We start from the raw sequence: 21977 nt of genomic DNA on the forward strand, positions 1-21977 counted from the left end.
AATTTCTCCTCCTATTCAAGAATTTCTAAGCGTTCTATTGCTTGCTTAAGTTCTTGATTATCTCCTGACAACCTTTTTAATTCATCAATAATCGATTGTCTTTCTTTAAATTTATTAAAGAGTTGTAATTTCGTTTCATACTCTTCTAATAATTCATCTGTTCGCTTTATATTATCATATACTGCTTGTCGACTCACATGAAAAGTCTCTGCAATTTCACTAAGTGCATAATCTTGTAAATAATACAACTCTAGATAATTGCGTTGTTTTTCTGTTAATAATCCTTGATAAAAATCAAATAAGTAATTCATTCTCATCGTTTTAACAAGTTCGTTATTTTCCGTCATTATGATCAACTTCTTCAGTAGTATTTTCAACAGACTCATTTGAATCAATCATGTCTGCGAATAATCCGTAAACATAACTTTCCGCATCAAATGGCTGTAAGTCATCTAATTTTTCGCCTAGCCCAACAAATTTTACCGGAATCTGCAATTCATTACGTATCGCTAATACAATACCACCTTTAGCAGTACCGTCAAGTTTTGTTAGTACAATACCTGTAACTTGCGTAACTTCTTTAAATGATTTTGCTTGAGACAATGCGTTTTGTCCAGTTGTAGCATCTAAAGCTAATAATACTTCATGTGGTGCACCAGGTATATTACGGTCAATAACTTTTCTTACCTTCTGCAATTCATTCATTAAGTTTGCTTTATTTTGCAATCTTCCTGCAGTATCACAGATTAATATATCAGCGCCTCTACTTTTGGCAGCATTCACAGCGTCATACATAACAGCTGCAGGATCAGAACCTTCTTTTTGGCTAATAACTTCAACGCCAACTCTATCTCCCCATACTTTCAGCTGCTCAATAGCTCCGGCACGGAATGTATCACCAGCTGCTAATACGACTTTCTTGCCTTCTAGCTTATAACGGTGTGCTAATTTACCTATCGTTGTTGTTTTTCCAACACCATTAACGCCAACCATTAATATAACATTTAATCGATCATCTTCAATATTCATACGGTCCAATTCTTCATCATCTTGAACATAAATATCTACTATTTTTTCAACAATAACTTCTCTTAACTCTTCAGTTTCAGTAATATTTTGGCGTTTAGCTTCCATGCGTAGCTCGTCTACCAATTCCATAACTGTGTTAAAGCCGACGTCGGCTTGTATTAACATTTCTTCTAATGCTTCAAAAAAATCTTCGTCAACTTTTCTATACGTTGCTAATAAATCATTTAATTTATTTTGGAAATTCTCTCTAGATTTTTCAAGACCTTGTTTAAATTTCGCACCAAGTTGTTCAGATTCCCATTCTTCAAATTCATCTAATGACATTAAGCCATCATCAAATTGTACAGCTTCAGGATTTTCTTTTTCATTTGATTCAGGTGGTAAATCTTGAACTGGTTTTTCTTCTTGTGTTTCTAGTTCGTTTTTCGTTTCATCACTCGGAGAAAATTTATTCTTTAATCGTTTAAAAAAACTCATGATTGTAATGCCTCCAATTCTTCATCTTTAATTGATTTTAAATTAACACTCACAAGTTTAGAAATGCCTGCTTCTTGCATCGTCACACCATATAAACTATCAGCATACGACATCGTACCTTTTCTATGTGTTATTACGATAAATTGCGTTTCTGCTTTTAATTTATTTAAATATTCAGCATATCTAATTACATTTTGTTCATCAAGTGCCGCTTCCACTTCATCAAGTATAACAAACGGCGCAGTTCTTGCTTTCAATATCGCAAATAGTAAACTAATTGCCGATAAAGCTCGTTCCCCACCACTTAACAATGATAAATATTGTCTGTTTTTACCTGGAGGTTGAACGACAATTTCAACACCTGCATCTAAAACGTCCTTATCAGTAAGCTGTAATTCAGCTCTTCCACCATTAAATAGAGACTTAAATACATTGCCGAAATGATGATTAACTTCATCAAATGTTTCTTTAAACCTTGTTGATACTTCACTATCCATTTCTAAAATGACTTGTTCTAATGTTTCTTTAGCTTCTAACAAATCAGTTCTTTGATCACTTAAGAAAGTATATCTTTCATTGACTTCTTTAAATTGATCAATAGCATTCATGTTTACATGACCTAATTCATCAATAGACATCTTAGTTAATTTCACAGTTTTTCTAGCTTCTGAAATATCTTCAGGCATTTCATAGAGTGACTGTGCTTTTTCAAATGTAAGTTGATATGTTTCATTTAAATGCGTCAGTTGATGTTCAATCATAATATCAATTTTAGAATGTTTACTCACCATATCTTGTAATCCAGTTTCTATACCCGAAATACTTTGATGTAATGATTGTGTATCTTGCTCTAATTGTTCAATTTCTTTTTGAATCAATTTATACTTATCTTGTTGATCCATCATTTTAGTTTCTATTTCATGCTTATAAACAGTGGACTGTTGAATTTGATTTTCTACTTTTTCAAACTGTCCGCTACCCGTATATTCATCAGAATTAATCAATTCTATTTGATCTTTAATTTTCGTTAAAGTATGTTCATATTCTTTTAAATCTTCTTTCAGCCTTCTTTTATCTTGCTCTTTCAAGCGATTTCGTTCTTTTTCAACTGCAAGATTTGAACGCTTTTCATTCAATTCGTTCTGGATTGTCTTTTCACTATCTTTATTGTTAGATAACGAAGCATTTAATTGATTGATTTCTTCATCAATTGTTTCAAGGTCATTCTTAATTGTGACAAGTTTATTTTTCTTTTCTTGTAATGTTTCTTGACCTTTCACGTAATTATATCCATCATTTTTCTCAAATTCAAAAGTCTCGTTCTCATCTTTCAGACGCTTTTCTTTAGCTAATACAGCATCTAGTTGTAAAGTTACTTCATGTTCTCTAGCTCTCAGTTCTGTACCTCTTTCTTGTGTTTTTGAAAGAGATTCTTCCAACTGTTGAACTTCTGCTTTTAATGATTTTACTTTTGATTCAACTTGAGTCGTTTGTTGCATGAAGTTTTGATATTTATCTTCAGTGGTTTTAAGCTCATCCTTTTGAGATAACAAACTTGCTTTCTTTTCTTTACCGCCACCAGTCATAGCTCCGCCTGGCGTAATAACATCTCCTTCAAGCGTAACAATTCTATGCTTAAATTGAATGGCTCTTGCAATTTCATTTGCTGTTTCTAAATCTTCAGCAATGATTGTGCTACCAAGTAAATGTTCTATTATATTTCGGTATTTAGGATCAAATTGAACACTTTCTGAAGCAATAGAAACAAAACCGCGACTGCTACTAATTTGATCGACAATATTTTGAGGCACAAAACGTTTTTTCACAACATTCATTGGTAAAAATGTTGCTCTACCTAACTTTTTATCTTTTAAATATTTTATAGCTAATCGCGCGTCTTTTTCTTCTTGAACGATAATATGTTGAAGTGAAGCACCTAACGCAATTTCGATTGCTGTCGTCAGCTTTGATGGTGTATCAATAATTTCTGCTACAGCACCTTCTACACCTTTTAAAGATTTTTCTTTTAAGACATGCTTAACGCCAGAATAAAAACCAGAGTATTCATCTTGCATACTTTTTAATGTATTAATACGCGTCTTCATTTGTTCTGTATATCGATAGGCTTGATACAGTTTTGACTCATTATCTTTATACTCTAACTCTTTATTTTTCAGTAATGTCTGATCTAATTTATACTTTTCAGTCGTACTTTTAAGTTCAGTTTCTACCTCATTCAATCTTTGAGTATATGTCTCTTTTTCGTCCCAAACTTTTTGAAGTGCATCGTAAACTTCTTTTTGGCGACCATCTAATCTTGATTGTTTTTCTTGATATGATGCTAATTTATCTTCTAAAAATCGAATATCGTTATTGATATCAGATTGCTCTGTCATCAGTTGATAATAACGATCTTTAAGTTGCTCAATTCGTTCTTCAAATGTTCCTTCTTGGTTTGTAAGAAGTGCTTCCATTTGATTAATTTCTTGAACCATTGTTTGATAATTATTTTTAAAAGTAGCTAATTCTTTATCGATTTCTTGAATTTGTTCAGAAATCTTATTAATTCTTAATTGTGAAGCTTGTTTTTCTTCTTCAAGTCTTTCGTTTGTTGCATCACTATTTTTTTGACGTTCTTTTAAGACTTCAAGTTGACCAGTATAACGTTCTAGAGACTCAGTTGCTTCGACTAATGACTTATTAGATTCTTGAATTTGATAAGAAACATTGTCTCTCGACTTTTTCTTTTCGCGTAATTCAAAAGTCATAGCATCTAGTTCATTTGTTTTTTGATCTTTTTGATTTTGAAAATGCTCTATATCTTTCTCTAATTGTTTAAAATCTTCATTTAAACTTTCAATATCATATACAGTTACCGTAATATCACTTTTTTTCATTTCTTCTTTCAAAGCAATATATTCTTCAGCAATCGCAGCTTCTTCTCTTAAAGGTTCCACTCGCGCTTCTAAATCAAACACAATATCTTCGACACGATTTAAATTTTGTTCAGTTTGTTCCAATTTATGTGTCGCTTCTTTTTTACGCTTTTTATATTTTAATACACCAGCAGCTTCTTCTATTAAATACCTTCTATCACTCGGTTTAGCATTTAATACTTCATCAACTTTACCTTGCGAGATGATACTAAATGCTTCTTTACCCAAACCTGAATCTAAAAATAAATCAAGGACGGACTTTAGACGTGTACGTTCGTTATTCAAATAGTACTCACTATCACCATTTCTATAAAGTCTGCGTTCAACAGTGATCGTATCTTCATCTATATTTAATTTTCTAGAATGATTATCTAGTGTTAACTTAACTTCTGCATATTGACATTTCTTGCGTTCTTTAGATCCATTGAATATAACATCTTCCATCTTTGAACCACGTAAACTTTTAGCAGATTGTTCACCTAGAACCCATTTAATAGCGTCCGTAATGTTACTTTTACCACTGCCATTCGGGCCAACAATAGCTGTTACACCATTATCAAAATCTACATGTGTATGTTCAGCAAAAGATTTAAACCCATATGCATCTATTGATTTTAAATAAACCATAAACTACCCCTTATTGACCTTTATTCAGCGCTTTTTTAGCAGCATTTTGCTCAGATTCTTTTTTCGTTCTACCTTGTCCATTTTCTAAAGGATCACCATTCAATAGAACTTGTGACGTGAACAACTTATGGTGAGCAGGACCACTTTCATCTAACAAATGATACGTTATAGTACCTTTATTGCGACGATGCATAAACTCTTGTAATTCCGTTTTATAGTCACGATTAGCAGTATAACTGTCATCTATCACATTAGGATATACAACTTTATTCAAAAATACTTCAACAGTATCAAGGCCTTTATCTAAATACAATGCACCTACAAATGATTCAAATGCATCAGCGATTAAAGAAGGTCTTTCACGTCCACCTGTTTTTTCTTCGCCTTTACCTAATAAAAGTAACTCGTTCATATTTAAACTCATTGCAAATGTTACAAGTGATGGTTCACATACAATTGATGCGCGCAGTTTAGTGAGCTTACCTTCTGGAAGTAATGGAAATTTCTTATACAAAAACTGTGACACCGTCAATTCTAACACCGCATCTCCTAAAAACTCTAAACGCTCATTGTGACTTAGTTTATCAAGTTTAAAATCATTAATAAAACTAGAATGCGAGAACGCCTGGACATATATATCATAATTTTCAAATTCGATATCGACTTCATTCATGAATTCATTGAATTTGGCTTTAAACTGGGTTATTATCTGTGATTTATTATTAAACATGCCTTTCCTCCTTAACATTATGTTTCCTATCTATTTTACGTTATATTTCGTAAAAAAAAAAGAATATTATCATAAACAACAATAACAGTTTAGAATCTATGTACAAATTACAAATAAAGGAGAAAAACTAAACATATAACACATTATTTTTTTGAAATCGTCTTGCTTTAACGCTACCAAAACAAGAAAAAATGGCAGCTCTATGAGCTACCAAAATTAATTAGGTCTTATAAACCACATTTCTGTTTCGTAATTATGTGTAATACGTTGTGCAACTTCAGTTTTATCCGTTCCACCACCGTACCAATTTTGATCTAAGCTTTGAAATTGCATGACGTTTCCATCAGCATTTCCATTTAACACAATTGCAGTGTGTCCTGCACCCGAACCAAAATCTCCATTAAATACGACGATATCTCCAGGTTGTGCGACAAATGAAGGTGTGTTTTTATAAACAGTTGCTTCACCACTAAAATTATTAGCCGTTGGAATATCTTTTGCATAATCGCCGTGTAAACCGTGACCATATAAATAATTCCAATAGTAGTTTACAAGGTCAAAACATTGCCACCCGTAATATCCATCGAAGTCCCAACCTTTACCTTCTAACGAATAGACATAACTCATCGCAGCTGTTGAAGTTTTGGCTACTTCCTTTTGGATATCACTTGATTTCTTATCGTAATTTCTATGATCAACCTCAACGTTCTGTATCTTAGGTGATTTGTCTTTAGATGTATCGTCTTCTTTAGCATCCGCTTGCATGCTCAAATTAAGTACGGTCAAACTTGTAAATGCGACTGCTAATATTAATTTAGACTTAATTTTCATACATCCCCCTTATAATTATGTATTTATATATTCTTGTTCAGAATATTAAAATATTTTATCATATATAAAGTATACTGAATAGGTTATAAAGATTAATTCTTGATTACAAATAGATAACATATATATATCTTTTCTAAAGCGCTTATAAGATCCATTAAAACACAAAACAAAAAGCCCGTAACCTATAGTTACGAGCTTTTTAAATCAGAATTATTTATCTAATGATTCAATATATTTAACAGCGTCACCAACTGTGTTGATTTTTTCTGCTTCCTCATCAGGGATTTCCATATCAAATTCATCTTCTAATTCCATTACTAATTCAGCGATATCTAAAGAATCAGCACCTAAATCATCTTTAAATGAAGCTTCAGGCGTTACTTTTTCAGCGTCTACACCTAAACGATCTACAATAATATCTTTAACTTTATCGAAACTTGCCATTCCATTCACCTCCTTTAAATAATTGTATTATCTATATAATAAGAAATGCAATTTCTCTTACTATCAATTATGCCTACAACACAATTTTTATTGCATGTACATGCCACCATTAACATGTAATGTTTGACCAGTAATATAACTTGCTTTATCACTAGCAAGGAAAGCTACTGTATGTGCAATATCATCATCTTCTCCAAATCTACCTAATGGAATTTGTGTTTTCATTTGTTCTTTCAATTCATCAGATAGTTGATCTGTCATATCAGAAACAATAAATCCTGGTGCGACTGCGTTACAAGTTATTCCTCTTGATGCTAACTCTCTCGCGAAAGTTTTTGTCATACCTTCTACTCCAGCTTTAGTAGCAACATAGTTTACTTGACCAGGATTACCTAAAGCACCTACTACACTAGAAAGATTGATAATGCGGCCTGATTTTTGTTTTAACATTGGTCTTGTAACGGCTTGAACACAATTGAATACACCTTTTAGGTTAGTATTAATGACATCATCCCACTCATCTTGTTTCATTCTCATTAATAGATTATCTCTTGTAACACCTGCATTGTTTACAAGTACATCAATTGTTCCATATTGACTTGTCGTTTCTTTAATCATAGCTTTTACTTCATCAATTTCACTAACATTGGCTTGAATAGCAAAAGCATCTACGCCAAATTCTTTTATTTCAGCAACGACTTGTTCAGCTTTTTCTTTGTTTCCTGCATAGTTTACAACTACGTTATAGCCTTCTTTACCAAGTTCTAATGCGATTTTTCTACCTATACCTCTAGAAGCTCCTGTGACGATTGCTGTTTTTGTCATTATTCATTCCATCCTTTAATATCATCAATTGTTTGAATTGATGTTATTTTAACATCTCGGCTAATCTTTTTAACTAAACCAGATAAAACTTTATTAGGACCTACTTCAACAAAATGATCTACACCTTGCTCTATTAAATACTCAATAGATTGACTGAATTCAACAGGTGAGAACAATTGTTTTACCATATTTTCTTTAATGATGCGATGATCTGTTTCAGGTTTAGCGTAAACATTTTGTACGATTGGATGTTCCGCATCTTTCCATTCAAATTGATTAATGTAATTTTCGAAATCTTCGGCAATTGTTTTCATCATTGATGAATGGAATGGACCAGAAACTTTTAATGGCATGACACGTTTAGCACCTAATGATTTACCTTCTGCAGCTAATTTGTCTATTAATTCTGAATGTCCAGAAACGACAATTTGACCAGGACAATTAATATTAGCTGGTTCAATCAATTTATCTTCGGTAGATAATTGATCACAGATAGATTTTACTTCATCGATGTTTAAGCCTAGAACTGCAGCCATAGAACCTACACCTTGTGGAAAAGCTTCAGACATTAACGTACCACGTTTATGTACGATTTGAACAGCGTCTTCAAATTTTAATACACCTTCTGATACTAAAGCTGAATACTCTCCTAAACTATGTCCTAAAGCAAAGTCATAATTTAAATTTTCAAGTGCGTTCATAAGTGCTGAACTATGCGTCAATAAAGCGGGTTGTGTATATTCAGTTAATCCTAAAACGCCTTCTGAATCTTCAAACATTATTTCAAGTAAATCAAATGATAAAGATTCATTAGCTCTATCTAAAATTGATGTTGACTTAATTTCATGCTGATACAAGTCCTGAGCCATACCTACTTTTTGAGAACCTTGACCAGGAAACATAATGGCAACTTTACTCATTAATTTCACCTACTGCTTTCTTCATTTTATCTACTAGTTTAGTGTCTGCAGCTAGTTTAGCTTGTTTAATTGCGTTGTAAAATGCGCGTTCATTTGATGAACCATGAGCTTTTACTACGACACCATTTAATCCTAAAAGAACAGAACCACCGTATTCAGCAGAGTCCATTTTATTATTGATTTGCTTAAGATCTTTTTTCAAAGTAAGTGCAGCTAGTTTATTTTTTGGTGAAGCAGTCATTGCTTCTTTTAACATTTTGAATATACCAGTTGCTGTACCTTCGATTGTTTTTAATACCATGTTACCGTTATATCCATCAGACACAACTACATCACAAGTATCTAACAGTAAAGATTTTGCTTCAATATTACCAATAAAATTATCGAATTTTTCTTCTTTTAATAATTCATACGTCTTTTTAGTTAAAGCATTACCTTTCGATTCTTCAGTTCCTATATTTAATAATGCAAGTGAAGGCTTTTCGATACTTCTAATTTGTTTAGCGTATATCTCACCCATCTTTGCATATTGAACAAGGTGTTCTGGCTTAGCATCAGAGTTTGCACCGATATCTAAAAACACAAATCCTTTACCTGTTACAGTAGGGAATGTAGCAACTAATGCTGGTCTTTCAATGCCTTTCATTCTACCTACAATAAATAAACCACTACTCATTAATGCGCCTGTGTTTCCAGCTGATACACATGCTTCAGCAGTGCCTTCTTTAACGGCATTTGCCATTAGCACCATAGATGCGTTTTTCTTTTTCTTAATAGACCTAACAGGCTCATCATCCATTGTTATGACTTCATCAGTATGATGGAAAATAACGCGCTCATGTTGGTAATTATATTGTTTTTCATCACCATACAACAATATTTCTAAATCCGGAAAATCATTAATTGCTTTCTTAATTGCTTCTATTACGATACCTGGTGCTTCGTCTCCACCCATCATATCTATCGCAATTTTAACCATTATTTTCACCCTCGTCCGAATAATACATTTCAAATTGTCCTTGGAAAACTGGCTCTCCATGAACAGTACTTGTTACTTCCACTTTAGCTATATGCTTAGATTTACTTTTAACAGTAGCTTTAGCTATAACTCTTTCGTTCAAAATTACAGATTTTTTGAATTGCACATTACTCTTAGTAGTTAATGCTAATTCGTCATTTATTAATGCTACGCATAATGAATTAGCTTGGGCAAATAAATAGTGACCTCTTGCTATCCCATTGCGTGTAAACACATGTTCTTCTTTAATATCTAAAATTGATATAGCTGATTTATCTAACTCAATATCAATAATTTCCCCTATGACATCTTCAATGGGTAATGATTTAATTTCATCATGATTTTGTGTTGCTACGTCTTTAATACGGCGTCTTAATTCAGGAATACCTAGCTCCATTCTATCTAGTCTAATAGTTTGGATGCTTACTTTAAAATATTCACTTAAAGTTTCGTCAGTTATGAAAGGCTCTGCTTTCAAACGATTTGTTAATTCCCTCTGGCGATCTGTTTTTGATAATTTCATTTCATCCATATCCATTCTATTATGTACTTATAGCTAAAATTAGCACCTGCTATCATGACCTACCTTATTTATACTAACACGGGTATAACACTATACTCAACAATTAATACAATAAAAAAGAGTGAAATTTACTTTTTCACTCTTTTAATGTAATTTATGATGTTTTTACCTCTACAGCAGTATATATCATGCGCTCTTCAAACAATAACGTTTCAGGGTTATAAGTATCACAAGTAATTAAGGTTAATTGATTAGGCTGGCCCTTATGTTCATTTAACACTTCAACTTGATTAGGCTTAACATTTTTAATGTTTTTAATTTTGTAAGTTTTAGTACCTTTAATTGTTATGAGCTTTACATCGTCGCCTACTTTAGCTCTATCCAAGTTATTAAACCGTATACCAGCACCCTCAACGCGATGACCTGCAATTGCAACATTTTGCTCATTAAGTTGTTCATTTTCATCAACTAATGACAAGCCGTTTTTCAAGTTTTGCTCAGTTGCTGGCCCTTTGAATATAGGCTCTGATATGTCAGCAGATGGGACTTTTAAATAGCCTACCATATTATCATTAATTTTAAGTTGATCAGTTTCAGTCTTTGTAATCCATGATTCAACAGGATTGACTTCGACTTTATTATTTTGATTTTCATAAGATTGAATCACTTTATCGTTAACACGTTCCGTAAAGTAAGTTCTTATATCATTCCAAAAAAATATTGAAATAGCCGCAACGATGAGTATAATTCCGATAATCTTTAAAAACCATCTCATGTATCTTACCTACTCTCAAATTATGGTAATTCAAATTTATACAATCAATCTATTGATGTCAATCAAAATTTTGTTCTTCCATCGATTCTTGTACAAGCATTCTTAATTTATCATATTGCGGTTTAAAAAACTCACCAGACTGCACTAATTCACTCGCTTCATCTCGAGCAACTTCTAGCATACGATAATCTTCAACGATATTGGCAACTCTAAAATCTGGCAACCCACTTTGCTTCACACCGAAGAAATCACCAGGACCTCTCATTTCTAAGTCTCTTTCTGATAAATAAAACCCATCCGTTGATTCAGTCATAATGTGCATGCGTTCTACGCCGCTTTCTGTTTTCGGAGATGCAACTAAAGTACAATAACTTTGATGATGACTACGACCGACTCTCCCTCTTAATTGATGAAGTGTAGATAAACCAAATCGATCTGCATCATATATAACCATAAATGTTGCGTTAGGGACGTTAACGCCTACTTCAACAACTGTTGTAGATACAAGTATCGCAATTTCATTGTTGCTAAAACGTTTCATAATGTCATCTTTTTCATCTGCATGCATCTTCCCATGCACGAGGCCCACTTTTTCCGAACCAAATCTTAATTGTAATTGTTCATATATGGCTACGACATTTTGTACGTCTAACGCTTCACTTTCCTCAATCAATGGGCAAATGACATAAGCTTGTCGGCCTTTTACAATTTCACTATTAAGTTTGTTTAATACATTATCAATTTCATCGTGTTTAGCCCAAGATGTCATAATTTCTTTACGACCTTTAGGCATTTGCTTGATCGAAGTTACGTCCATTTCTCCAAATGCGGAAATAGATAATGTTCTTGGAATAGGTGTTGCAGTCATAAACAACACGTTCGTATCGGCACCTTTTTCTCGTAATTTTTTTCGTTGATTAACACCGAAACGATGTTGTTCGTCTATAATAACTAAACCTATATTTTGGAAGGCAACATCATCTTGTATTAAAGCATGTGTGCCAACGATAATATCAATTTCTCCCGCTTCTAATTGCTCTAATAGTATTTTCCGTTTTTTACCTTTTACTGAACTGGTTAATAAAGCCACGTTCAACTTTCCACCGAATAATTCATCTAAACTGATAGCATGTTGTTCTGCAAGTATGGCTGTTGGAACCATTAACGCACTTTGTTTTCCTGCATTATACATAGCATATATCGCAATAGCTGCAACGACTGTTTTACCTGAACCTACATCACCTTGTAATAATCGATGCATTTTTATAGGCGCTTTTAAATCTCTAAAAATTTCATTCACACTATTTTTTTGAGCATCTGTCAATTCAAATGGTAATGTATCAATAAAAGATTTGACGTCATTTACATCATATTTAAGTCCTTCGATTTTATTGGATTCTTTTTCTAATTTACTTAACCACTTCATTTTCAATTGAAATAAAAATAATTCATTAAATGAAAATGTACGACGAGCTAGTTTTAAATGCTCAAACTTTACTGGTTTATGTAATATAGGAATGACATCCTTCAAAGACATTAATTTATATTTTTGCATTAATTCTGGAGATAACCATTCATCTATATCGACTAGATTTAAGGATTGCTCGATATATTTATTGAGTTGTTTTTGCTTAAGCCCTTCTTTCAGCCTATAGATTGGCGTTAATGCGTTACCTCCGTCTTCTTTTTCAGCCATAACTTTTTGTCCTGTTATAACTTGTTTCTTCTGTTCCCATTTCCCTTTAACCGTCACTGTTTCACCCATCACAAGTCTTTTTTTCAAATACGGTTGGTTAAAAAAGGTTATTTTCACAGCTATATTATCAATCATCATATGACATGTTAATTTAGACTTATTTCTACCGAAAAATGCAACAGTCGGACTAGAATATACTTCTCCAGTTACTGTTACAACATCACCATCATTAGCCTCATTTAAATTGACAACGGATTCATCTTCATAACGAGTTGGTAAATACAATACAAGATCTTCTAATGTGTATATATTTAATTCGTTTAACAACTGAAGACTTTTAGGTCCAACACCTTTAAGCTCTTCCAACGTATGGTCTGTATAGATCAGATGTTGCTTTCTCATTTTTATCACCTATATTAATTAATACTCTAATTATAGAACAAATATTTACGATAAACCAATTGAATCTATTAGATCACCATTTGCACTGTAAAAAAACGTTACAAAATTAAAGAGACAAATCAGAAATGATGTTACACATTTCTGATTTGTCTCAATATTTTTAAATGCTATTTATTTTTAAATACGTTCTAATTACCAAATATTTCTTGTTTTAATCTTTCACCAGTTGGCGTACCTGCTAAACCACCACGCCCTGTTTCACGTAGAGCAGATGGCATTGTTTGACCAATTTTATACATTGCTTCTATTACTTCGTCAGTAGGAATTCTTGATTTTACGCCTGCTAACGCCATATCAGCTGAAATAATTGCATTTGAAGCACCTGCTGCATTTCTTTTCACACATGGTACTTCAACTAAACCTGCCACTGGATCACAAACAAGTCCAAGCATATTTTTCAAACTAATTGCAAATGCTTCTGCAGATTGTTGAGGTGATCCTCCTGCCATTTCCACAGTTGCAGCTGCACTCATAGCTGCCGCAGAACCAACTTCTGCCTGACAACCACCTGCTGCACCTGAAATAGATGCATTATTTGCAACAACAAAGCCAAAAGCGCCAGTTGTAAATAAGAAATGAATCATATCTTCCCTAGACGGATTCAATCTTTTTTTAAGTGCAAATAATACGCCAGGTGCTACGCCAGCTGAACCTGCTGTTGGTGTTGCACATATTTTACCCATTGCAGCATTAACCTCGTTCGTCGCTACAGCTTTACTTACAGCATCAATCATTAAATCTCCTGAAAGTGATTGACCACTTTCTAAATATTTCTGTAACAATACAGCATCCATACCTGTTAACCCTGTCGTAGATGTAACACCGTTTATGCCACGCTCTATCGCTTTTTCCATTGTATCTAGATTACGTTCCATATTTTGATAAATTTCTTCTTTGGAGAGCTTAGAAACGCGCATTTCTTGCTCAATCATGACTTCGTAAATTTTTTTGTTCTCTCGTTCACAAATTTCTATAAGTTCTTTCACACTTTGAAACATGATAATCCTCCTTTTATTAGTCCCCCATTAATGACACTGTTTGTACACCATCGATTTCTTTAATCTTCCCTAAAACTTCTTGCGGTATATCATCATCTAATTCACAAGTCATCAAAGCAAGTTCACCCTTCTCTTTACGAGCAACTTGCATGCTTCCAACATTAATTTGATAATCACCGAAAATATTTGTAACTTTTCCGATTGTGCCAAATGTATCTTTATGAAACACAAGTAACGCAGGATAATTCCCACTAATAGCTATTTGGAAACCGTTTATTGCAACGATTTCTACTTTACCGCCACCAATTGATATACCTTCTACGGAAATTTCCATTTCTTTATTTCTCATACTGATAATTGCAGTATTAGGATGTGATCTTTCCTCGAACATTTCGATAAAGTTTACATCTATGTCTCGTTGTTCTGCCTCTTGTAAGCTCGTCTTAATTCTGTCGTCATCGGTATCATAACCTAATATGCCACCAACAAGTGCAACATCTGTCCCATGTCCTTTGTATGTTTCCATAAAAGAACCATACAAATAAATATCTATATGATCTGGTTTTCCATCAAATAGCCCTCTGGCTATCAATCCAATTCTAACTGCTCCAGCAGTATGTGATGAAGATGGTCCAACCATAACTGGACCTATAATGTCAAAGACACTTCTATATTTCATCATAATCACTCGCTTCTCTTTTAATTTCACCATACTATTATAACAACTATAACAAGTTTTGTAAGCGTTTTAAAATATAAAAAACAACAACGTGTTTAACATTGTTGTTTTTTATCATATAAGATTATTCTACAGAGAATAGAAATGAATAAATTGGTTGATCTCCTTGATGAACTTCTACTTCAACTTCTTCATAGTTTTCTTCAACGTATGATGCTAATTGAGCAACTTCTTTATCAGTCGCATCTTCACCTTTTATAATTGTAAGAATCTCACTATCTTCATCGATCATTTCATCGATTAATTTTTTGCTTACTGAAAGGTGATCAGCGTCACTTACTTTAATACTACTTTCGTGTATACCCATGAATTCGCCTTTTTTAATTGTGATTCCATCAATATTTGTATCTCGGACCGCATAAGTTACAGAACCAGATTTAACAAAACTCATCGCTTCTTCCATTTGAGCTTTATTTTCTTCAATAGATTGTTCCAAGTTAAGATTCAGCATAGCTGAAAGTCCTTGTGAAACTGTTTTTGAAGTAACAACAGCTACTGGAATATCAACTAAATGTTCTACTTGCTCAGCTGCCATAATAATATTTTTATTATTTGGTAATATAATTGCATTTTTACAACCAGATTGTTTAACAACTTTTACAATATCTTCTGTTGATGGGTTCATAGTTTGACCACCGCTTATTACATGTGTAGCTCCGAGTGATTTGAATAATTTAGTTATCCCTTCACCCATAGAAATTGTAATAATAGCAGTTTCTATATCTTCTTGCTGTTCTTGTTTTATTTTCTTGTCTGCGCTTTTTCTTAGTACTTCTCTATGTTGTTCGCGCATATTTTCAATTTTAATTTTAATAAGTTCACCGTATTGACTGCCATATGTAAGCACTTCTCCCGGTGTTTCTGAGTGAACATGAATTTTAACGATTTCATCATCTGAAATGACGAGCAATGAATCACCGAATTGGCTCATGTCTTCTCTAAATTGATCTTCATCGAAAGGCTTTTTATCTTTACCAAAACGAACCATAATTTCTGTACAATAACCATACACAATATCTTCAGTATCCATAACGCCACCAAAGTCATGATCATCGTTTATAAATTCGTCTGTATCAACTTTTTCTTTATTTGGTTCGATTTTTTCACCTTTTAAAGCTGCTAGGAATCCTTCGTATACAAACATCAAGCCTTGACCACCACTGTCAACTACACCTACTTCTTTAAGAACAGGTAATTGATTTGGTGTATTCTCTAATGCTTTTTGTCCTTGTTCGATAACTGCTTCCATAATTGTCATGATATCATCTGTAGTTTCAGAAGATTTCACTGCTGCTTCCCCAGCAACTCTTGCAACTGTTAAAATAGTACCTTCAACTGGTTTCATTACAGCTTTATAAGCAGTGTTTACACCTGATTGAAATGCTTTAGCGAATTGTTTAGCATCTATTTCATGCTCGTTCTCGATTGATTTTGAGAACCCTCTAAATAATTGAGATAAGATAACACCTGAGTTACCTCTCGCTCCCATTAATAAACCTTTAGAAAATACTTTACCTACTTCACCTATATGCGCGCTATTTTGAGATTTAATCTCCGCTGCACCAGATGACATAGATAAATTCATATTTGTTCCTGTATCTCCATCTGGAACTGGAAATACGTTTAAAGAATCTACAAAATCTGCATTGTTTGATAAACTGTCTGATCCTTGAACGATCATGTCAGCAAACAATTTGCCGTCAATCTTTTTCATACTCTAATTGCCTCCCTATGCTTCCTCATCATCATTAATAACTCTAACACCTTGGATATATATGTTTACTGCGTTGACTTTTAAATTTAATGATTGTTCTAAAGTATATTTAACAGCAGATTGGACATTGTTTGCTATTTCTGAGATTTTCGTACCATAACTCACAATTATATACATATCTACATCAAGAACACCTTCATTTTGAGATACTATAACACCTTTGGCATAATTGTCACGTCCTAGAATTTCAGCTATTCCATCTCTAACTTGGTGTTTACTTGCCATTCCTACGATACCATAACATTCTACGGCAGCACCGCCTGCAAGTGTTGCAATAACATCATTCGAAATATCGATACTTCCATACTCATTCGTAATTTCTAAAGTCATGATTACGTCCCTCCTACACATCTAAGTTTATAAATTATTATTTTTACTTTTATATGTTCTGTTTAATTATACTTAATATCACATTCACATCGCAAGAATTCATCATTTTAACCACGTTATTTTATATAACGTTTTCACAAGATATTATTATAACAAATAAATCCAACTTTAAAACACTTTTCACGAAATTTGTTATTATTTTTTCTGTTTTTTTAAAAATATACGTTGAATAAATCATAAGTGCATGGTATATTATTAAAGTGTGTAAACGTAAATAAATGTGTATTTATATTTCATTAAAGGAGGATATTTATGGCTAAAGAATGTTTCGTTACAGGTCGTAAAGCTAGAACGGGTAATAATCGTTCTCACGCATTAAATGCTAGCAAACGTCGTTGGAACGCTAACTTACAAAAAGTTAGAATTTTAGTTGACGGTAAGCCTAAACGTGTATGGGTTTCAGCTCGTGCGCTTAAATCAGGTAAAGTTACGCGCGTTTAATGAATATAAGTCACATATAGTAAAGAGAACCTTTGTGTGGAAGGTTCTCTTTTTTTATTTATCTTTACTTTGAATCATCAAAATATTTCCAAGCTCTACCGTTACTAAAGGTTGGTCGTACCCTTCTTTAAATTCATTACTAATTGTTAAAGTCGAACCTTGTTCCAAAGTAGTATACGGCAATTCATATTTAAATTCATCCAATTTTATACGGATATTGGTATTTAAAGGAATAAAAGAAACATATTTCATACCTTCAACTTGCGATATTCTATGACTACCAGGTTTCAACACAGTAATCTCATTTTGAGAATCAATCAGCGATATTTTAATATCCTCCGCTAAAAATTCTGGCTTAGTTAATATTTGAACAGCTCCCATAAAATGGTCCAATCGACCACCAGTCGCGCCATATATTCTAATTTCATCATAACCTAATTCAACTGCAAGATTAACGGCTAATGCTAAGTCTGTATCATCTTTTTCTTTTTTGACTGGGTCAATTTCAATCTGTTTTTTGATTTGATGCAACTCTTCATTTGTAACTGAGTCAAAATCACCAACTGCCGCTATCGGCATTATTTGATGGTTTAATAGTTCTAATGTACCTCTATCTACGCCTATCCAGTCATTTTGTTGTTCTTGAAGAACATCCTTATCTACATTACGTAAACTACATAATAAATTCACTTTCAATATTATTCACCCTTTAATTTACGAACTGGTTCATTATAATCATCATGATTGAAATAATATGATCCAGCTACTAAAATATCTGCGCCTTGATCTACGCATAATTTCCCTGTTTGATCGTTTATACCACCATCTACTTCTATTTCAAAGCTTAAGTTGTTATTTTTTCTGAAATGATCTAACCAAGTAATTTTATCTAATGTAGAATCGATAAATCCTTGTCCACCAAAGCCAGGATTAACGGTCATAATAAGTACAAAGTCTACATCTTGCAGAATTTGAGATAATGACTCTACTGGAGTACCTGGATTAATAACAACGCCTGCTAATTTATCGTGAGACTTTATTTGTTGGATTGCTCTATGAATATGGTTTGTTGCTTCATAATGTACTGATACCATATCACTTCCAGCTTCACAGAATAAATCTATCATTTGTTCAGGATTTTCAATCATTAGATGCGTATCAATCGTCATGTCTGTTACTTTTCTTAATGATTCTAAAATGGGTAAACCTACAGAAATATTAGGGACGAATTGACCGTCCATTACATCAAAGTGTAATAAATCCGCTCCAGATTCACGCACACTCGTAACTTCTTCTTTTAATATTGCAAAATCACACGCTAAAAGTGAAGGTGCTATTTTTACCATTAATATCTTACCTTTCTATTTTGTATTTCTTCAAACAGTGTTAAATAATGCTTATATCTCAATTTATAAAATTCTTTTTCTTCTATTAATGCTTTCACAGCACATTTCGGTTCGTTAATGTGTGTGCAATTTCTAAATTTACATTCTGATTTAATCGATTCAAACTCTGGAAATAAATTAGCGAGTTCTTCTTTTTCTATATGAGAAAAATCTAACGCACTAAAACCAGGTGTATCCGCTAAATAACCGTCTTCCATTTCATATAGTTCAACATGCCTTGTCGTATGTTTCCCTCTATTAAGTGCTTTGGAAATTTTATTTGTTTCCAAATTCAAATCTTTAAATAGTCGATTCATAATTGTTGATTTACCGACACCAGATTGTCCACTTAATACAATAATGCCTTTAATTAATGGTTTTATAGATTGTGTTAAGTCATCTTCATTTCCAACAAATAATGTCTCATAACCTATAGTTTCGTAATCCTTTAATATTTCTTGAACTTTATTAATTTCAGAATCGTTAGCTAAGTCTTTTTTAGTCACACATATTATAGGTGTGATCTTGTATGAGTGAACGACGACTAAGAAACGATCTAACAATTGTTGACTAAATTCAGGTTCAATAGCACTTATTACGACAATAACTTTATCTATATTAGACACAGGAGGTCTTAACAACATATTTTCTCTTTCGTGTATATGATGAATGTAGCCTCCAGTTTCATTTTCAACTTGAAAATCTACCATATCTCCCACTACTGGAGATGTTTTTCTTTTACGAAATAAACCTCTCGCTTTCGTAATATAAACACCATCACTAGTCTGAACTGAGTAATCACCACTAATTGATTTAATTATACGACCAGTTTTCAATATAACACCTACCTCACTTTATTTTAATTATACCAAATGACAATCCATTTATACTACTTTACTCATCATGTTCGAATAATATTGTAACTTTCGTACCTTCATCAAGCACGCTTTCAAAGAATATTTGAGCATTATGATGCTCGATAATAGAATCCACTATCGATAGGCCAAGACCATTGCTATCAACATGTACATTATGCGATTGATCACCTTTATAAAATCTATCTCTAATTTGGCTTAACTGCTTTTGCGTCATACCATATCCTTCATCTATGAATGATACGTTGATGAATCCATCTTGCTTAGAAACGTTAATTTGAATCATGCTATATTCAGGTGAATATTTAATAGCATTATTTAAAATGTTATAAAACGCCTGGTATAACAACTTATTGTTACCTTGAATCGTTATTTCTTCCATATCAAAGACGATTGAAATTTCTTTATCATCTAACAAGTAATTTAAATTTCTTACGACTTCTTTTATCACTTTATCCAACTCGATCGACTCATTAAATGTAAGATGATCACTATTATCTAATTCTGATAATAATAATAACTGTTTCGTCAAATTGCTTAAACGATATGCTCTGCCGTATATATCTTCAATAATTTGTACTCTTTTACTTTCGTTCTTTTCGTATTCAAGTTCCCTTAGCAAACTTAAAATCGATTGTAATGGTGATTTTATTTCATGAGATACATTTTGTACAAAAGATTGTCTCATCGTCTCAAGTTGCTTTAATTCATCTCTCATTTTGATGAATCTATGTTGTAAAATACCAATTTCATCATCTCTTGTTACTTTAATATCTACATCGAAGTCACCTTTACCTAATGACTCTGTCGTGTTCATCAATCTTCTAATTGGATTAGCAAGTGAATGACTTGAAAACATGACTAATACTAAAGATATCACGACTAATAAAACAAGTAGAATCGCTAAAAATATTCTAAATTCACCAAGCATTGAACCTACGCTCGGTCTTAAAAATAATGCATATTCAGAACCTTGATGGTTTATTTTCATGCCTACCGTATTTCTCGTTTCATTATCAAAAAAGCCAGTTATAAATATATTAAATGGACGTTCTTTTATACCATGATATGTTTTGCCATTAAGTACTTTTTTAACGGACTTTTCATCTAAATTATATTTCCTAAAATGGTCACCATAATACGTTGATTCCATCTTATCATCATATATGATTGCTTGATAATGAAGTTCACTCAAATGCTCTAAATATGTATCTAAGTTCATTTCATGATCATGATCTATATACTTCTGAACTTTCTTTAAAGTTTCCATCACTTTATAGTCATTTTTTTCTTTTAAGTCGATATGATAATAAATATTTGTCAATACAAACCCTAATATAGAACTCACTGTCATAACGACAATCGTATATATTGTAATCCTTTGTGCTAAAGATTTAAACTTCATGCTCTAGCACCGCCTTGTATCCGACACCTCTCACAGTTTTAATCAAGACGTCACTTTCTAATTTTTCTAATCGTTTTCTTAAACGCTTTATATGGACATCAAGCGTTCGTTCATCGCCTTCAAAATCTATTCCCCATACAACTTCAATAATTTTATCTCTTTGCATGACTTTATCTTTGTTTCTCATTAAATAATCCAATAAGGCAAATTCCTTTTTAGGTAAAAGCATTGATTTATTGTTAATCGTAATTTCCATATCAAATGAATTTACAAGTGTATTGCCTATTTTTAATTCGCTAGAAGAATTAATTTTAAACCTTCTTAAGACCGCTTTAATTCTAAAAATCAGCTCTTTCATTTCAAACGGTTTCGTGACGTAATCATCTGTCCCAGATAAGAATGCATTTTCTTTATCACTTAGTTCATCTCTAGCAGTTAGCATGATAACAGGTATGTCAAAACTATCTTTAAGTGTTTTACACAATTCAAAGCCATTCATGCCAGGCATCATAATATCTACAACAGCAATATCTATATATTTATGTTCGACAACTTCCATTGCTTCTTCGCCGCTTAGACTTGTTACAACATGTATATTTTCACGTTCGATTTCTCTTTTTAAATCGTTTAATATAAATCGATCATCATCAACTACTAAGCAAGTTACCATGTTATCA

General features: G+C 32.7%; 22 protein-coding genes. 1 reads left to right on the forward strand and 21 read right to left on the reverse strand.

Going from position 1 to position 21977, the window contains the following annotated elements; translation table 11 throughout:
• Positions 1-11 precede the first annotated feature (11 nt).
• The 16 genes from PYW35_RS08095 to PYW35_RS08170 form a co-directional block, all read right to left on the reverse strand.
• Complete coding sequence (locus tag PYW35_RS08095) at positions 12-347, reverse strand: putative DNA-binding protein (RefSeq protein ID WP_016910737.1); 336 nt, start codon at positions 345-347, stop codon at positions 12-14.
• Complete coding sequence (ftsY, locus tag PYW35_RS08100) at positions 334-1506, reverse strand: signal recognition particle-docking protein FtsY (protein ID WP_016910736.1); 1173 nt, start codon at positions 1504-1506, stop codon at positions 334-336. Before ftsY ends, PYW35_RS08095 begins: the two co-directional genes overlap by 14 nt.
• Positions 1503-5069 (reverse strand): chromosome segregation protein SMC, encoded by a 3567-nt coding sequence (gene smc / locus PYW35_RS08105; protein ID WP_103322969.1) that lies wholly within the window; start codon positions 5067-5069, stop codon positions 1503-1505. Before smc ends, ftsY begins: the two co-directional genes overlap by 4 nt.
• A gap of 10 nt (positions 5070-5079) precedes the next feature.
• A complete protein-coding gene (gene rnc / locus PYW35_RS08110) occupies positions 5080-5799 on the reverse strand; it encodes a ribonuclease III (protein ID WP_016910734.1) in 720 nt (239 codons plus the stop codon).
• A gap of 216 nt (positions 5800-6015) precedes the next feature.
• Positions 6016-6630, reverse strand: coding sequence for a CHAP domain-containing protein (locus tag PYW35_RS08115; protein WP_103322970.1), 615 nt, complete (start codon positions 6628-6630; stop codon positions 6016-6018).
• Between the two features lie 210 nt (positions 6631-6840).
• Complete coding sequence (locus tag PYW35_RS08120; protein WP_016911544.1) at positions 6841-7074, reverse strand: acyl carrier protein; 234 nt, start codon at positions 7072-7074, stop codon at positions 6841-6843.
• Between the two features lie 87 nt (positions 7075-7161).
• Complete coding sequence (gene fabG / locus PYW35_RS08125; RefSeq protein WP_103322971.1) at positions 7162-7899, reverse strand: 3-oxoacyl-[acyl-carrier-protein] reductase; 738 nt, start codon at positions 7897-7899, stop codon at positions 7162-7164.
• A complete protein-coding gene (gene fabD / locus PYW35_RS08130) occupies positions 7899-8819 on the reverse strand; it encodes an ACP S-malonyltransferase (RefSeq protein ID WP_103322972.1) in 921 nt (306 codons plus the stop codon). Before fabD ends, fabG begins: the two co-directional genes overlap by 1 nt.
• On the reverse strand, positions 8812-9798 hold the full coding sequence (plsX, locus tag PYW35_RS08135; protein ID WP_103322973.1) for a phosphate acyltransferase PlsX: 987 nt from the start codon (positions 9796-9798) through the stop codon (positions 8812-8814). Before plsX ends, fabD begins: the two co-directional genes overlap by 8 nt.
• Complete coding sequence (gene fapR, locus PYW35_RS08140; protein ID WP_103322980.1) at positions 9791-10360, reverse strand: transcription factor FapR; 570 nt, start codon at positions 10358-10360, stop codon at positions 9791-9793. Before fapR ends, plsX begins: the two co-directional genes overlap by 8 nt.
• 154 nt (positions 10361-10514) lie before the next feature.
• Complete coding sequence (locus PYW35_RS08145) at positions 10515-11135, reverse strand: class A sortase (RefSeq protein WP_016911549.1); 621 nt, start codon at positions 11133-11135, stop codon at positions 10515-10517.
• A gap of 58 nt (positions 11136-11193) precedes the next feature.
• Positions 11194-13233, reverse strand: coding sequence for an ATP-dependent DNA helicase RecG (gene recG, locus PYW35_RS08150; protein WP_103322974.1), 2040 nt, complete (start codon positions 13231-13233; stop codon positions 11194-11196).
• Between the two features lie 188 nt (positions 13234-13421).
• Positions 13422-14291, reverse strand: a complete 870-nt coding sequence (sdaAA, locus tag PYW35_RS08155; protein ID WP_016911551.1) for an L-serine ammonia-lyase, iron-sulfur-dependent, subunit alpha — start codon at positions 14289-14291, stop codon at positions 13422-13424.
• A gap of 16 nt (positions 14292-14307) precedes the next feature.
• Complete coding sequence (sdaAB, locus tag PYW35_RS08160) at positions 14308-14970, reverse strand: L-serine ammonia-lyase, iron-sulfur-dependent subunit beta (protein WP_026023204.1); 663 nt, start codon at positions 14968-14970, stop codon at positions 14308-14310.
• Positions 14971-15094: 124 nt separating this feature from the next.
• Positions 15095-16744, reverse strand: coding sequence for a fatty acid kinase catalytic subunit FakA (gene fakA / locus PYW35_RS08165; protein WP_103322975.1), 1650 nt, complete (start codon positions 16742-16744; stop codon positions 15095-15097).
• Positions 16745-16759: 15 nt separating this feature from the next.
• Complete coding sequence (locus PYW35_RS08170; RefSeq protein WP_016911554.1) at positions 16760-17134, reverse strand: Asp23/Gls24 family envelope stress response protein; 375 nt, start codon at positions 17132-17134, stop codon at positions 16760-16762.
• Positions 17135-17446: 312 nt separating this feature from the next.
• On the opposite strand from PYW35_RS08170, the gene rpmB reads away from it, so the two are divergent.
• On the forward strand, positions 17447-17635 hold the full coding sequence (gene rpmB / locus PYW35_RS08175; RefSeq protein ID WP_016911555.1) for a 50S ribosomal protein L28: 189 nt from the start codon (positions 17447-17449) through the stop codon (positions 17633-17635).
• Between the two features lie 54 nt (positions 17636-17689).
• Here the strand turns inward: rpmB and PYW35_RS08180 are convergent, their stop codons facing one another.
• The 5 genes from PYW35_RS08180 to PYW35_RS08200 are packed head-to-tail and all read right to left on the reverse strand — an operon-like array spanning position 17690 to position 21970.
• Positions 17690-18331, reverse strand: a complete 642-nt coding sequence (locus PYW35_RS08180) for a thiamine diphosphokinase (RefSeq protein ID WP_103322976.1) — start codon at positions 18329-18331, stop codon at positions 17690-17692.
• A gap of 2 nt (positions 18332-18333) precedes the next feature.
• The gene (rpe, locus tag PYW35_RS08185; RefSeq protein WP_103322977.1) at positions 18334-18981 is read right to left on the reverse strand and encodes a ribulose-phosphate 3-epimerase; all 648 of its coding nucleotides are present in this window, start codon (positions 18979-18981) and stop codon (positions 18334-18336) included.
• Positions 18981-19856: a ribosome small subunit-dependent GTPase A gene (gene rsgA, locus PYW35_RS08190; RefSeq protein WP_103322978.1), complete on the reverse strand. Its 876-nt coding sequence runs from the start codon at positions 19854-19856 to the stop codon at positions 18981-18983. Before rsgA ends, rpe begins: the two co-directional genes overlap by 1 nt.
• A gap of 58 nt (positions 19857-19914) precedes the next feature.
• A complete protein-coding gene (locus PYW35_RS08195; protein ID WP_016911559.1) occupies positions 19915-21300 on the reverse strand; it encodes a sensor histidine kinase in 1386 nt (461 codons plus the stop codon).
• Positions 21290-21970 carry a response regulator transcription factor gene (locus PYW35_RS08200; RefSeq protein WP_016911560.1) on the reverse strand — a complete coding sequence of 227 codons (681 nt, stop codon included), beginning with the start codon at positions 21968-21970 and terminating at the stop codon, positions 21290-21292. Before PYW35_RS08200 ends, PYW35_RS08195 begins: the two co-directional genes overlap by 11 nt.
• Between the last annotated feature and the right edge of the window lie 7 nt (positions 21971-21977).

It is taken from the genome of Mammaliicoccus vitulinus, from assembly GCF_029024305.1.
GTDB lineage: Bacteria > Bacillota > Bacilli > Staphylococcales > Staphylococcaceae > Mammaliicoccus > Mammaliicoccus vitulinus.